Genomic DNA, 14,511 nt, shown 5'->3' on the forward strand with positions numbered 1-14,511 from the left:
ACCTTTGCCGACACCTTATTTTTCATCTGGAATATCGGTTAACGACACTCCATACTCTGCCAGAGGGAGCGCGTTGGTCCGCAGCGCGTAGCAAGAACAATGGCGAGATTATAATAATATGGCTTCGGACAGACAGAATCTGCAGGACGCGTTCCTGAATAATGTACGGAAAGCAAAGGTCCCGGTCACAATTTTCCTGATCAACGGTGTGAAATTGCAGGGTGTCATCACCTGGTTCGACAATTTCTGCGTATTGTTGCGCCGCGACGGACAGTCGCAGCTGGTCTACAAACACGCAATTTCTACGATCATGCCGTCGCAGCCGATCAACCTTTATGAGGGCGAAGACGCCTCTTGATGGAACATGACAGGACGCGCACCCGGGCTTGGGTGCTGCATCCGGAAATCAAATCAGATGAACAGCGCCGTGTTCCTGGACCGGCGCTGGAAGAGGCGGTGGCACTGGCTGCCGCTTTGCCCGATCTAGATGTGATCGGGTCCGATATTGTGCGTCTACCACGTGCCCAGCCAGGGCTGTTGTTCGGGACCGGCAAGATCGAGGAGCTGGGCGAACGATTTCATGACGCCGAGGTCGAGCTGGTTCTGATTGATGGTCCCGTGACTCCAGTTCAGCAGCGCAATCTGGAAAAGGCGTGGAAGGTAAAGATCCTCGACCGGACCGGATTGATCCTTGAGATTTTCAGCGACCGCGCCCGTACCCGTGAAGGTGTGCTGCAGGTCGAGATGGCCGCGCTCAGCTATCAGCGTACGCGTCTGGTTCGCGCCTGGACCCACCTTGAACGCCAGCGGGGTGGATTGGGGTTTGTCGGTGGTCCCGGTGAAACCCAGATCGAGGCTGACCGAAGGGCGATCGACGATCAGCTTGTGCGCCTGCGCCGTCAATTACAGAAGGTGATCAAGACCCGGACCTTGCACCGTGCTGCTCGGGCAAAGGTGCCGTATCCGATTGTTGCGCTGGTGGGCTATACGAACGCCGGTAAGTCAACCTTGTTCAATCGCTTGACCGGTGCCGAGGTGATGGCCAAGGACATGCTGTTCGCAACGCTGGACCCCACGATGAGGCGGGTTGAGTTACCAGATGGCCCCGAGGTGATTCTGTCGGACACGGTGGGGTTCATTTCGAACTTGCCAACCGAACTGGTCGCGGCCTTCCGCGCCACACTCGAAGAGGTTCTGGGCGCAGATATCGTCGTGCATGTGCGCGACATCAGCCATGAGGATACCGAGGCGCAAGCGCAGGATGTCGAGACCATTTTGACCTCGTTGGGCGTTGATGACGAACGGCCCCGGCTTGAGGTCTGGAACAAGATCGACCTGTTGAACGAAGATGAGCGCGAGGCCACGTTTGCCCGGGCCGACCGCGACCCGTCGATCTTTGCCATTTCTGCCGTGACGGGCGAGGGCATCGAACCTTTGTTGGCCGAGATCGCGGTTAATTTGCAAGGGGTTCGGCACGAAACGGTTTTGACGCTGGCGTTTGCCGAAGGCAACAAGCGTGCGTGGCTGTTCCGTCAGGATGTCGTTCAATCCGAAGAGCAGACGGATGACGGATTTCAGATCGCCGTATTGTGGACCGACAAGCAAGCGGCGCAGTTCGCCGCGCTTTGATCGACAAGCGAGGTCACGATGGCAAAAGTTAAGGTGGTTCTGCGTGGTCATATTTCGGTGCCTGCCGACCGTGTCACACAGGTGCGGGAGGCGTTGCCGGACCACATCGCCCTGACTCGGGCCGAACCGGGTTGCATCACATTCGACGTCACAGAAGACGCGGATATTCCCGGTCGGTTCAACGTACACGAAATTTTTGAAAACCAAGCGGCCTTTGACGCCCATCAGGCGCGAACCAAAGCCTCGACCTGGTTCAAGGTGACAGAAGGCATTCCGCGCGACTATCAGATCACGCGCGTTTAGGCGGGGCGTCCGCTACTGCCCGTCTATCTGGCGCTGATAGTCGTCTGCATCGAACCAGAAAAGCGAAGATTGGACTTCGTTGTCTTCGGTCAGCTCCCATTCTTCCCAACCACGTGTGACCACGTGGTTGCCGGTCTCGGAATGATGACCTTCCAGTGTCCAGACAAAAATCGCGTGTGATCCGGCCCATCGCAGCATGTCGCAGCGCACTTCCAGATCCGGGAAGTCGGCGTAGAATCCGCGCGCCATGTCTGCGACGGCGGCACGGCCGACAATTGGTTCACCCCGGTTGATCGTGATCTGCCCGTCGGGGGCAAAAAAGCTGGCAACCGCATTTGGGTCGCCTGAGCTCCACGCGATTGCGTAATCGCGTGCGAGATTGTTCAACATATCCCGAAAACTGGCCATCTGTACCCCCAAGGTCCCGAATTGTCGGCTTGCAGATCGTAGGCGAAAACACCTGCGCGCGTCCACGGCAGCTTGCAAAAGGGGCAAGGTCCTGCCGAAGCAGTGAAATCAGCGCGGGGTCAGGTTGGTTACGCCGACTGCTGCCGCGCGGGCCAGATCCATGTCCAGTGACATGGGGATATACTCACCTCGCCGCCAAAGCTGGGCCTGATCGTCGTAGTAGCGCGACAGGAAATGCCCCGACTGACCCGTTGCCGTGATAAAGACCGAACTGTTGGGATCGGCAAAATCATAGACGCCGCGATATCCCGCACCGTGCACGTTTTGGAAAGGGTTGGGCCCTTCGCCTGATGTCCGTCCGCGCAGTAGGGTGTTGTCGCCGCCGCTGGTGGATTGGCGGATGTTGACGAAGAACCGCAGAACGGGAACCGTGCCCAGAACCGGGTGGTCATGCGTGGCCTGATGGGCGTCTCCCCAGCGCAGCGATTCCAGCGAACCACCGTATTTCTCGCTGATCCAGATCAGCGCGTCGTCCAGCGCCAACCGGGCCATGTCGGTGCAGGTTTCCACTGGCGCGCTCTGACGCACGTCGCACCAGACCGACGCGCCGTCGATATCGCGGTACACCCGTTCGATGAACAGCGGCTCAACATGTTTGTATTCGGCCGCCAGCGGCCCCAGCTCGTCCGAGATCAGCCGGATTTGCAGCGCGCGCAACCATGCGGCATAGATCAGCGGTTCAGGCAGGTGCTCGTTCATCTCACCGTTCCACTCGGCCAGCAGGGCCAGCGCGACCTGACGCTGGCGTTCCGGTGTGCCCTCGGGCGCAGAGGCTCCGGTAAACCAAAGATCGGCGCCGATTAGCGGCAGAAGTGAACGGGCGGTAAAGCTGACGGTATCAAGTTGCGCCTCGATAAAACTGTCGCGGGTGTGAACCTCGCGCGATTGCATTAGGCGCTCCCAACGGTGCACCCTTTGGGTGTCACCCCATTCATATGAGACGTGGTTGGGAAAGGGGCGGTCGATGATCTTGTTGTTTGTATTGCCCAAAATCCCGCCTGCTGGCGTCACGAATTCGGGGTTGTTTGCATAAGGCAAGCGGCCTTGCCACAGGTTCTCGGCCAACCAACCGGGCGTTGGGATACGGCCGCGGCTTTGGTTGCGAAGGTCTCGGCTTGGCATTGCGCCGATCAGCTTCATGCCGATCGTGTCCTTGTCGACCAGCGACAGGTTTTGCGAGGGCGCAAGGAACAGCTCGGCCACATCGATGGCTTCGCGCACACTGTCCGAATTCATCAAGGCCATCGACGCTGTCATCGACGTGTCGCGCGGGCTGAGCGCCGTCCAGGACAACGACGCGACGTGTCCGGGCGGGGTGATCGTTTCCAGATCGTAGTGGCTGCCGGGCAAGACGGGTCCGTTCTCGGTCCAGCGCAGGGTCAGTGTGATTGGGGCTTCATCTTTAATCTCGATGATTGAGGGGCGCGAGCGGAACTGTTTATAACCTTCGGGCGACAGGTATTCTTCTGAGTTTTCAGGGTTCAGCTGTTCGATGTGAACATCCTGATCGTCCAGGTAAGACGACGTCAGACCCCAGCCCAGCCGGTCACTGCGGCCCGTCATGATCGCGGGAACGCCCGGAATGGTCGCACCGATGACACCGCCTTTGACAAGCTCCAGCCGTGCCAGGTACCAAATGCCCGGTGCGGTCAGGCCCAGATGAGGGTCGTTGGCCAGCAGGGTGCCCCCGATCGCCGAACGCGAAGGCGCGGCGGACCACGCGTTCGACGCCCCGGCCAAGCCGCGTTTAGGGAATGGTGACAGCGGCGAGTATGGCATCGGCGTGCCTTCGGCATAGCGCGGTAGTTCTGGGAACAAAGATGCATATTCCGGCAGCGCCGCGATGCCCGTGCCCGGTACGTCTGGCAGGATATCGGCAAGCCGCTGAGGATCGTTCAGCATCAGGGAAGTGCGGGCGCGCAGGACCTCATCTTTCAAATGGTCGGACAGTTGCAAGCTCATCAGTTTGATGATCGCAATGCTGTCGCCGGGCTGCCACGGCGAAACAGGTGCGTTGAACAGAAACATCTCGGGCGCGCCGCGTCCCAATGCGTTCTCATTTATCTCGTCCAGCCGGGCATTTACGCCCGCAGAATAAGCGCGCAGCGCAGCTTTGGTGTAATCGTCCTGCACCTCGACCGAGCGGTGGGCAAGACTGTACAAGTCAAAACGGCGCAAGAGCTTGTCGATGGGGACAGTGCGCTTGCCGAACACTTCGGATAAACGGCCCTGCGCCGTGCGACGCATCACGGTCATCTGCCACAGGCGATCCTGCGCGTGGGCATAGCCCAGGCCAAAGAACACGTCCGGGTCGCTTTCGGCAAGGATATGCGGAACATTGGCGGTGTCGCGCACGATCTCGACCGGGTCGCCCAGCCCGCTGACTTCGACGGTCTGGTCATAGTCCGGCAGGGACTGGCTGGCCAGAAAGTAGACAAGGCCCACAGCCGCAACGGCCAACAGGATCAGGCCCGTAGCAATCCGTACCAGCCAGCGAAAGACAAGACCCATGAACGCCCCATATCCCCATAAGAAATTATTGGCTGAACCCTACTGGAACGACCGGGCAACCGAAAGAGGAACGCCGCGCGAACGTTGAGTTAACATGTTGAGATGAATAACCCCGCCACATGGTTTTGAACATGTGGCGGGGTTCGTGGCAAAGGGGGGGGTGGTATTCGGTATCAGGGGATGATGCGCGTGTACTTGGTGCCTTCGACGGTCGCGCCGAATTTCAGGCCGGCCTGTCCGAAAACGGCGGCCAATACGGGCTTACGCAATTGGGTTGTGTCGGTTGACAGCGAGTCGCCGGTGGCGTCGACGACATAGCCGATATCCGCACCTGCGGTCCAACCGCTGGAACGGCGGAAGTCATCTAGCGCGTCCTGGGTCATGAAGAACAGGACGTGCGCATATTGTTGCGCGCCGATCTGCAGACCAGCACTGCCGGATAGGGCCGAGTAATAGTCGACCGTTGCACCGTTAATGCGCAGCGCGCCCTGGCCATATGCGCCGCCAAAGATGAACCCGGCCTCGGTGATCAGTGGCATCACCAGCATGCCGTCGGCTTTGTTGGCGATCTCGACGGTGTTGGGGTATTTGCTGAACATTTCGTTCAGCGTCACGTTCACACGGGCGTCGATCTGGGCCGCATTGGAATTGCCTACACCATTTCCGCATGCTGCTGTCAGCGTAAGACCGGCCATGCCAAGCGCAAAGCCACGACGGTTTAGTCGGGGAGAGTTGGAACTGCTCATGTTTTTTTCTCTGTATAAACTGCCTGAAGTGTCGGGTGTTCCCGATCTTGTGTGCAAGAATACGCCGATTGCGTCCGTGTGTCACGGGAAAGCTGGTCCAACGGCGTTCACAATCGGCGAAAAGTCGCGACCGTCCGGGGTTTTAGCCTTGAAGAATGCGTGCAACCTGCGGTGCAAAGTAGGTCAGGATTCCGTCGCAACCCGCACGTTTGAAGGCCAGCAGGCTTTCCAGCATGACCTTCTCACCATCAATCCAGCCGTTCTGCGCAGCTGCCTGTATCATCGCGTATTCACCGGACACCTGATAGGCATAGGTTGGCGCGCCAAACGTGTCTTTCACGCGGCGACAGATATCCAGATAGGGCATGCCTGGCTTGATCATCACCATGTCGGCGCCTTCTGTCAGGTCACGTTCGATCAGGCGCAGGGCCTCGTTCGAATTGGCCGGGTCCATCTGGTAGGTCTTCTTGTCTCCGGTCAGCGCACCGGACGCGCCCACAGCATCGCGGAAGGGGCCGTAGAATGCGCTGGCATATTTAGCGGCATAGCTGAGGATCATCACATTGTGGTGCCCGGCACCCTCAAGCGCGCGGCGCATTGCGCCGATGCGGCCATCCATCATGTCTGAAGGTCCAATGATGTCGGCCCCGGCCTCAGCCTGCGCAAGTGTCATTTTGACCAGCGCCTCGACGGTCTGATCATTCACGATCTCGCCATCAACGACATAGCCGTCATGGCCATTGATGTTATATGGATCCAGCGCCACGTCGGTCATCACGGCGATATCGGGGGCCGCAGATTTGATCGCCCGAATGGCCCGGTTGGACAGATTGTCTGGGTTCCACGCCTCGGCGCAATCTTCGGTTTTCAGGCTGGGATCAGTATAGGGAAAGATGCAGATCGCCGGGATGTCCATAGCCTGTGCCTCGACTGCGGCTTTGGCAATCAGATCGACCGAGCGCCGCAGAACGCCGGGCATTGAAGGAACGGGTTCTTCAATGCCTTCGCCATCGCGCACAAAAACCGGCCAGATCAGATCGTCTGTCGTCAGCGCGTTTTCCCGCACCAACCCACGAATGGCGTTGGATTGGCGCGCCCGGCGAAATCGCGTAAGGGGGTAGGGGGCGATGGTCGGTTTCATGTCGCGCTCTCCTTGAATAATCGTGCATTGGGTGGCATGAATTCCCGATGGTCTCAAGGGTAACATTGGACGCGCCTGCGCGAAGAACGCCCCAAGGACAATGAACAAAGGGCTGATGCGTGGATTTGCACTCTTCGATTTTCGAACTCATCGACATGCGCAGCTTTTCGAATCTGTGGTACTGGATTGTGTTGGCGGTGCTCTGGTCGTCGGCCAGCCACTGGGCGATGGGGGTTCCCTACGATCTGCTTGTGCGTGCCCGTCGTGTTGGCGGTCAGTCCGAGCAGGACCTGCTGGATATCGTAAGGATCAACCGTAACAGGATGCTGTACATCGTTGATATGTCAGGCCTGGTTATTCTTGCCTTGAGCTGTTTCTTTTTTACCGGGCTTGCGATGCTGGGTTTCTATTATGGCGTTGAATTTGCACAGGCCGTGTTTTTGTTGCTGTTCCCGGTGAGTTTAGTAATGCTGATCAACATTCGCGCCGCGCGCAAGTTGCAAGGCATCGAGCCGGTGCTTGGAAGCGTGTCCAAGATCCTTGTGCGCTGCAGGATTTACACCCAGATCATCGGCATGATCTCAATTGTCATCACGTCACTTTGGGGTATGTACCAGAACGTCTCGATCGGCGTTCTCGGGGGATGAAAATCAGAAAGGCAAGGCGATGACAGCTCCGAACCATGTGACGGTTGGCGGCGCTCCCGAAGGGTTTGACGCACAGCTTGTTCTGAATGAGATCACGCGCGTTGGCGGGCCGGTCTGCCACGTTGCGCGTGACGATAAACGGATGGAGGCGATGCGGGCCGCACTGGCTTTCTTCGCCCCCGAAATGCCGGTCTTTGTGTTTCCGGGGTGGGATTGTCTGCCATATGACCGGGTGTCGCCCAACGCCGACATAGCAGCGGCGCGTGTGGCGACTTTGGCGGCACTGGTGCATCAGATGCCGGATCGGTTTGTCCTGCTGACCACCCTGAACGCCGCGACCCAGCGCGTGCCTGAGCGGGATGTACTGCGCGAGGCTGCTTTTACCGCCCGCGTGAACCATCGCGTCGACGAAACGGCGTTGCGGAACTTCCTTGTACGCATGGGGTTCACGCAAAGTCCGACAGTGATGGAGCCGGGCGACTATGCCGTTCGCGGCGGTATCATCGACATTTTTCCCCCGGGCGAATCCGGTCCCGTACGTCTGGATCTGTTCGGAGACGTGCTGGACGGCGCGCGCCGGTTCGATCCGGTTTCGCAACGCACGACCGAAAAGCTGGATGTTGTCGAATTGGCCCCGGTTTCCGAGGTCATTCTGGATGACGCCGCCATCACGCGGTTCCGCCAAAACTATCGCATCGAATTTGGCGCGGCGGGCACCGATGATCCGCTATATGAGGCGATCAGCGCGGGCCGCAAGCATCAGGGCATCGAACACTGGCTGCCATTCTTCCACGAAAAGCTGGAAACCCTGTTTGATTATCTGCCGGATGCGACGATCACAGTGGATGATCAGGTGACACCCACGCGGCTTGCCCGCTGGGATACAATTGCCGATCAGTATGAAACGCGGCGTCTGGCGCTGGAAAATCGTTCGCGCATGGATACGGTGTATAAGCCTACACCACCTGGATTGCTCTATCTGGACGATGCCGCATGGGAGCAGGCGGTCGGGGACCGGCGGGTGATGCAGTTCAGCCCGCTGCCTCAGGCCAGCGGTCCCGGTGTGATCGATGCAGGCGGGCGGATTGGCCGCAATTTCGCACCAGAGCGGCAGCAGGAAAACATCAGCCTGTTTGGTGCTTTGGCAAGCCATATCACCGACAAGATGGCCAAGGGCCCCGTCTTGATTGCGTCGTATTCTGAAGGGGCGCGAGAGCGTCTAACAGGCTTGATCGAGGATGAAGGCCTGGCCGAAGCCGTCCCTGTCACCGATGGCACCCGGATTGGCAAACGCGGATTGCATCTGGCTGTCTGGGCGCTTGAGCACGGGTTTGAAACGCCCGGTCTGACCGTGATCGCCGAACAGGACGTGCTGGGTGACCGCCTCATCCGCCAGCCCAAGAAGCGCCGCAAGGCCGAGAATTTCCTGACCGAAACCCAGTCGCTCAGCCCAGGCGATCTGGTGGTTCACGTCGACCACGGGATCGGGCGGTACATGGGGATGGAGGTGGTCACGGCCGCCGGTGCCGCGCATGAATGCCTGCTGTTGGAATATGCAGAACAGTCCAAGCTGTATCTGCCGGTCGAGAACATCGAGTTGCTGTCGAAATACGGCCATGACGAAGGCCTGCTGGACCGCTTGGGTGGAGGTGCGTGGCAAGCTAAGAAAGCCAAGCTGAAAGAACGCATTCGCGAGATGGCGGACAAGCTGATCCGTATCGCCGCTGAACGCGCTTTGCGCAAAGCTCCGGTCATGGATCCACCGCCCCACGCGTGGGAGGAGTTCAGCGCCCGCTTTCCATATCAGGAAACCGACGACCAGCTGCGCGCGATTTCCGAGGTGATGGAGGACATCCATTCCGGCGCACCGATGGATCGGTTGATCTGTGGTGACGTGGGCTTTGGCAAAACCGAGGTTGCCATGCGCGCGGCCTTTGTCGCCGCGATGTCCGGTGTTCAGGTGGCCGTGATTGCACCGACCACATTGCTGGCGCGTCAGCACGCGGCCAGTTTCAAGGAACGGTTCCGGGGCTTTCCGCTGGAAGTGCGGCAGCTGTCGCGGTTTGTGTCCGCGAAAGATGCACAGCAGACCCGTGATGGTATGGCGCGCGGGACCGTCGACATCGTGATCGGCACCCATGCGTTGCTGGCCAAGGGTATCCGGTTCAACAATCTGGGCCTGTTGATCATCGACGAAGAACAGCATTTTGGCGTCGGTCACAAGGAACGCCTGAAACAGCTGCGCAGCGACATTCACGTTCTGACCCTTACCGCCACACCGATCCCTCGGACACTGCAACTGTCACTGACCGGGGTGCGCGATCTGTCGATCATCGGCACACCGCCTATCGATCGTCTTGCCATTCGCACGTATGTCAGCGAATTCGACGCCGTGACCATACGCGAAGCCCTGCTGCGCGAACACTATCGAGGCGGGCAGAGCTTTTACGTTGTTCCCCGTATCTCCGACCTGCCAGAGATCGAGGAGTTCCTGAAAGAACAGCTGCCCGAGCTGACTTTTATGGTGGCACATGGGCAAATGGCGGCGGGCGAACTCGATGATCGTATGAACGCCTTTTATGACGGAAAATACGACGTGTTGTTGGCGACGACGATTGTCGAAAGCGGGCTTGATATTCCCACCGCGAACACGATGGTCGTGCACCGGGCGGATATGTTCGGGCTGGCGCAGCTTTATCAGATCCGTGGTCGGGTAGGGCGGTCTAAAACCCGTGCCTATGCGTACCTGACCACCAAGCCGCGTCAGAATCTGACGGCGACAGCCGAAAAGCGCCTGCGGGTTCTGGGCTCGCTGGATACTCTGGGGGCCGGGTTCACGCTGGCATCACAGGACCTGGACATTCGCGGTGCGGGCAACTTGCTGGGCGAGGAACAATCAGGTCAGATGCGCGATGTCGGCTATGAGCTGTATCAATCGATGCTGGAAGAGGCGATTGCCAAAATCAAAGCCGGTGAGATGGAAGGGCTGTCGGAAGCCGACGACCAATGGGCGCCACAGATTAATCTGGGCGTGCCGGTTCTGATCCCCGAAGATTACGTGCCCGATCTGGATGTGCGTCTGGGGCTTTATCGTCGCCTGTCATCGCTTTCGACCAAGGTCGAGCTGGAAGGTTTTGCCGCAGAACTGATTGACCGGTTCGGCACGCTGCCGAAAGAGGTGAACACCCTGATGCTGGTCGTGCGTATCAAGGCGATGTGCAAGCGGGCAGGGATCGCCAAGCTGGATGGCGGGCCGAAAGGCGCGACAATCCAGTTCCACAACGACAAGTTCGCCTCGCCGGAGGGTTTGGTAGAGTTCATTCAGAACCAGCGCGGTTTGGCCAAGGTCAAGGACAACAAGATCGTCGTCAGACGCGATTGGAAGAAGGACAGCGACAAGATTAAAGGCGCATTCGCCATCGCCCGTGATCTGGCGGAAAAGGTCATGGCAGCGAAGAAGAAAAAGGCGAAAGCCTAGTCTCCGCTGACGAAAGTGCACAATTGCCATTCGCCCGCGTCTGATTTCACAAGCGCGGCGCGGTGACCTGTCATGGGCCATAGAAAGTCGCCGTGCATGAATCCCCGCGTGCCGTCAGTCAGCATCACCGGTTGATAGTCGGCACCGTCTCGATGGGTCGGGACGATGACGATCTCGTAGCTGATGAGGCTCAGCGCTGGGGAGCCTGGTTCGGCGGCTTGCCGAAGACTGACGTTCTCACCGGTGACAAAGTAGGCCACGTAAGGGTCCAATGAGGCAGGCAAGGTGATCTGCCATTGATGCGGCATCCAAAACTCGCCCTCGTCGTCGAAATAGCCCGGTTGGGACAGGGTGGTTTCCAGATCGCTCCAATAGGCTTCGCGGCTCTGGTCTTCTAGAGAGCTGTTTTCCGGGCCGAGGTATTCAAGGAATTCCCCGGGCCCACCGCTTCCGCCATGGCTGAGGTAGATGTCCGGGCAAGCAGCTGCGATAACGGTTTCGGTATCACGTGCGGCCACGCTCGCCAACAAACTCTCCCGAAAGGCCACGAGGGTAGGATCGCGTTCTGCTTCATCGACCGGCGGAAAGGATTGGCGGTCAGCCAGGGTTGGGCTACAAAAAAGTAGCGACAACATAACTGCGCGGATCATTCTGCGGCCTTCATTGCTGCCTGAGCGCAAAAACACGAGGCCCCGACGGCCCGGTCAGCGCGGGCAAGCGCCAGATCAAGACGCTGTTTGATCAGTTTGATCTCGCCCCCTTCACCGCGTGCTTTCAGACAATCGTGCAGGCCCTTCAGGCTCCAAACATTGTCGGGGTGGATTGAGGCGCGGCTGAGGGTGCCGCCAAGCCCAAGGTCCTCACGATACACCGCTTCGGCTTCGGCCACGTGGCCTTGCTCAAACAACAGCGCACCAAGCGCGTGACGCGCGGGTTGCATCCACCCCCATGGCTCGTCGTAGGGTAGCGTGTCGTCCAATTCGACCGAGCGCCTAAGATGCGCGAATGCGGCGTCATAGTTGCCTTTGCGATACTCAATCTCGCCCCGCAGCATTTCGCGGGCGATGTCCAGCAAGTCGATCACGCGGTTGTTGTGTAGCAGCCGGGTTTCCGGAACCCGCTCCTTGGCGGCAAGGAACAGTTGCTCTTCGGCCTCTGCTTCGGCGACCTGATCTGTGGCGGCAAAAGCGATTGCACGGGCGTAATGGGTGGTCGCGGTGACGGTGCGGTAGAGGTCCTGATCCTCGGGCAAGGGCAGGGCCTTTGCTTCTTCCCACCGGCCAAATCGGATCAGGATGTGCGGCCCCATCGACATGTAGCTTTCGAAGAAATCCGCCATGGGCGGGCTTTCCGTGCGCAGCATCTCTTCGGGGGTGGTGTCCCATATGCCCTGATTGGCGCGCAGGGCAGGTTCCATCTGACCCAGAAACAGCGCGCCGTAGATAGCAAAGTGATAGTCGTGCTGGCGATAACCTGTGTAGATGTTGAACGCACCTTCGCGCTCATAATACTTCAGATCAGCTTCGGTCGCCTTTTCGTTCCAATGGACGACGTTCTGATAATGCCCGCACAGGACATCGATATGGGTGGGCATGTGCACCAAATGCCCCGCATCCGGGACCAATGTGCGCAAGATATCCCCGGCCTTCAGGGCCTTTTCTGGTGTCGGCGACATCTCCATCAGATGAACATAGAGGTGCAGCAAGCCCGGGTGCGACATGGCTGCCGGGTCGCTTGCCATTGCGTCTTCCAGGGTTTTTTCCGCCTCCAACGTGGCTGCGCCTTCAGCGGGCTCACCGGTTCTCAAGTTCCACATCTGCCAAGGAGTCAGGTTGAGTAACGCCTCGACATATATAGTGCGCAGATCGAGGTGGTCCGACTGCTCTGCAAAGGCCACGCGCATCGCATCGGCGAAGTCATGGTCCCAGCTATGCATGTCGTCGACGGGATCGCGTTGAGGATACCGCGCGGGTAGGGCGCGGATCAGCGCCTGTTCCGTCGGGCTGCACCCTTCGGCCAAAGCCACGGCTTTCTGCGTGGCATCATAGGCCAGTGCCAGCGCCTTTCGTTGCCCGCGGTCATCCAGCAAGTTCCAAGGAAGGTTGTAGTTTGGCCCTGCAGCATAAGCCACGCCCCAGTGGGCCATCGCGCAGTCAGGGTCAAACTCAAGCGCGCGCTGAAAACACACAACCGCTTCGTCGTGGTTATGGCCGTAGGTCCAATTCAGCCCTCGGTCGAACCAAAGCTGTGCGTCTGCTGAGGCCGTCGTTATCGGACAGGAATATGCGCCAAGATCGTAGTAGTCGCTCACTGAAAAACTCCACTCATATTGAGCAGATGTTAGCCTGATTCACCGTTCCTGCACAGATCAGGCTGGCAGCCTGTTTTCGATCCGCCCCATATGCAGCATCAGGCCGAAGCCCGCGGCGCTCATGGCCAGGATGCCGACAGCCAGCGGGGTGATAGACCCGTCGAACATCTGCCCGATAGGCGCTGCAATCGCGGCAGCAAACACGGTCGAGATCGCCCCGATCACCGAGGCTGCCATGCCCGCAATATGGCCCATCGGCTCCATCGCGATGGCGTTCAGGTTGCCCATAGTCATGCCTGCCATAAAGAAAACCGCCGTTTGCCAGCTTACGAAAACTGCGAAGGACAGCGTGGGCGATAGGTCTGCTGCATTCAGGGCGATGACAGCTGTGGTAAAGAGGACTTGCGCGCCCAACGCCCATGTCACGATCCGGCGCATGCCCAATTTGATAACAAGGGCTGCGTTTAACAAGCTGGCTGAGCCCGCCATCAACGCCACGAACCCGAACCAGAACGGAAAACTGTCGGCACTGTCGTGGATGACATCGTAGACCGGTTGAACCATCGTCAGCATGGTGAACAACATGCCCAGACACAGTGTCTGGACCAAAATTGACAGCCGCACCGTTGGATGTGTGAACATCTGGCGTGCGGCGTCCAGTATAAGGGGCAGGCGCAACGGGCGCCGGTTCTCGACCGACAAAGGTTCCGGAAGGCGCAGGCCCATCCAGACGATGGTGATCAGTGAGAACAGGATGAATGAGGCAAAGATACCTCGCCATCCGGTCAGTGCGATCACGCCGGCACCAAGCATTGGCGCAATCGCCGGTACCAGGGTGAAGATCATCATTGCAATCGATACAATCCGCGCCATCTCGCGGCCCGAATACAGGTCGCGAATAATTGCCATGGCCACCACGCGCGGGGCCGCACATCCGATCCCCTGGAAGACACGGGCGACCAATAGCATTTCGAGTGATGAACTGGCCCAGGCAGCTGCCGCAGCGATGATATACAGTGCCGATCCGACGTAAATCACTGGTTTGCGGCCAAAGGCGTCCGACAGCGGACCGGTGAAAAACGTGCCAATCCCCATGCCCAACACAAACGAAGTCAGGATCAGCTGGGCTTTGTTGACGTCGTTGGGGCTGAGTTGCGCGCCGATATTTGGCAGTGCAGGCAACATGGAATCGATCGAAAACGCGATTGTCGCAAACATCATTGCGACAAGTGCTACGAACTCACCCCGTGACATGCGATTGGCCATAGCGCCCTCCT

At 58.9% G+C, this 14,511-nt stretch carries 12 protein-coding genes; 5 read left to right on the forward strand and 7 right to left on the reverse strand.

The window, feature by feature from the left end:
• Positions 1-118: 118 nt before the first annotated feature.
• The 3 genes from hfq to AC2FJC_RS03755 are packed head-to-tail and all read left to right on the forward strand — an operon-like array spanning position 119 to position 1,932.
• Positions 119-358 carry an RNA chaperone Hfq gene (hfq, locus tag AC2FJC_RS03745; protein WP_005982826.1) on the forward strand — a complete coding sequence of 80 codons (240 nt, stop codon included), beginning with the start codon at positions 119-121 and terminating at the stop codon, positions 356-358.
• Complete coding sequence (hflX, locus tag AC2FJC_RS03750; protein ID WP_496738464.1) at positions 358-1,629, forward strand: GTPase HflX; 1,272 nt, start codon at positions 358-360, stop codon at positions 1,627-1,629. The genes hfq and hflX overlap by 1 nt, the downstream gene beginning before the upstream one ends.
• A gap of 18 nt (positions 1,630-1,647) precedes the next feature.
• The gene (locus tag AC2FJC_RS03755; protein ID WP_496705367.1) at positions 1,648-1,932 is read left to right on the forward strand and encodes a putative quinol monooxygenase; all 285 of its coding nucleotides are present in this window, start codon (positions 1,648-1,650) and stop codon (positions 1,930-1,932) included.
• 12 nt (positions 1,933-1,944) lie between these two features.
• Here AC2FJC_RS03755 and AC2FJC_RS03760 read toward each other — a convergent pair whose 3' ends face one another.
• The 4 genes from AC2FJC_RS03760 to hemB all read right to left on the reverse strand — a co-directional run bounded on the left by AC2FJC_RS03760 (position 1,945) and on the right by hemB (position 6,798).
• Positions 1,945-2,340 carry an SgcJ/EcaC family oxidoreductase gene (locus tag AC2FJC_RS03760; protein ID WP_496738465.1) on the reverse strand — a complete coding sequence of 132 codons (396 nt, stop codon included), beginning with the start codon at positions 2,338-2,340 and terminating at the stop codon, positions 1,945-1,947.
• Between the two features lie 108 nt (positions 2,341-2,448).
• Complete coding sequence (locus tag AC2FJC_RS03765) at positions 2,449-4,911, reverse strand: penicillin acylase family protein (RefSeq protein WP_496738466.1); 2,463 nt, start codon at positions 4,909-4,911, stop codon at positions 2,449-2,451.
• A gap of 173 nt (positions 4,912-5,084) precedes the next feature.
• Positions 5,085-5,657, reverse strand: coding sequence for a lipid-binding SYLF domain-containing protein (locus AC2FJC_RS03770; protein ID WP_058271789.1), 573 nt, complete (start codon positions 5,655-5,657; stop codon positions 5,085-5,087).
• Positions 5,658-5,799: 142 nt separating this feature from the next.
• Entirely contained in the window at positions 5,800-6,798 is a 999-nt protein-coding gene (hemB, locus tag AC2FJC_RS03775) for a porphobilinogen synthase (RefSeq protein ID WP_496738467.1), read from the reverse strand.
• Positions 6,799-6,917: 119 nt separating this feature from the next.
• Here hemB and AC2FJC_RS03780 point away from each other — a divergent pair, with 119 nt between their 5' ends.
• Together AC2FJC_RS03780 and mfd are read left to right on the forward strand one after the other, a co-directional pair.
• Positions 6,918-7,445, forward strand: a complete 528-nt coding sequence (locus AC2FJC_RS03780; RefSeq protein ID WP_109311775.1) for a component of SufBCD complex — start codon at positions 6,918-6,920, stop codon at positions 7,443-7,445.
• 19 nt (positions 7,446-7,464) lie between these two features.
• Entirely contained in the window at positions 7,465-10,923 is a 3,459-nt protein-coding gene (gene mfd / locus AC2FJC_RS03785) for a transcription-repair coupling factor (protein ID WP_496738468.1), read from the forward strand.
• Here mfd and AC2FJC_RS03790 read toward each other — a convergent pair.
• The 3 genes from AC2FJC_RS03790 to AC2FJC_RS03800 are packed head-to-tail and all read right to left on the reverse strand — an operon-like array spanning position 10,920 to position 14,500.
• Positions 10,920-11,573: an SH3 domain-containing protein gene (locus AC2FJC_RS03790; RefSeq protein ID WP_496738469.1), complete on the reverse strand. Its 654-nt coding sequence runs from the start codon at positions 11,571-11,573 to the stop codon at positions 10,920-10,922. The two genes, mfd and AC2FJC_RS03790, sit on opposite strands and share 4 nt — an antisense overlap.
• Positions 11,570-13,234, reverse strand: a complete 1,665-nt coding sequence (locus AC2FJC_RS03795; RefSeq protein ID WP_496738470.1) for a tetratricopeptide repeat protein — start codon at positions 13,232-13,234, stop codon at positions 11,570-11,572. The genes AC2FJC_RS03790 and AC2FJC_RS03795 overlap by 4 nt, the downstream gene beginning before the upstream one ends.
• 57 nt (positions 13,235-13,291) lie before the next feature.
• Positions 13,292-14,500, reverse strand: a complete 1,209-nt coding sequence (locus AC2FJC_RS03800) for a multidrug effflux MFS transporter (protein ID WP_109311779.1) — start codon at positions 14,498-14,500, stop codon at positions 13,292-13,294.
• Positions 14,501-14,511: the final 11 nt, after the last annotated feature.

It is taken from the genome of Ruegeria sp. CDSB117 (genome assembly GCF_059611005.1).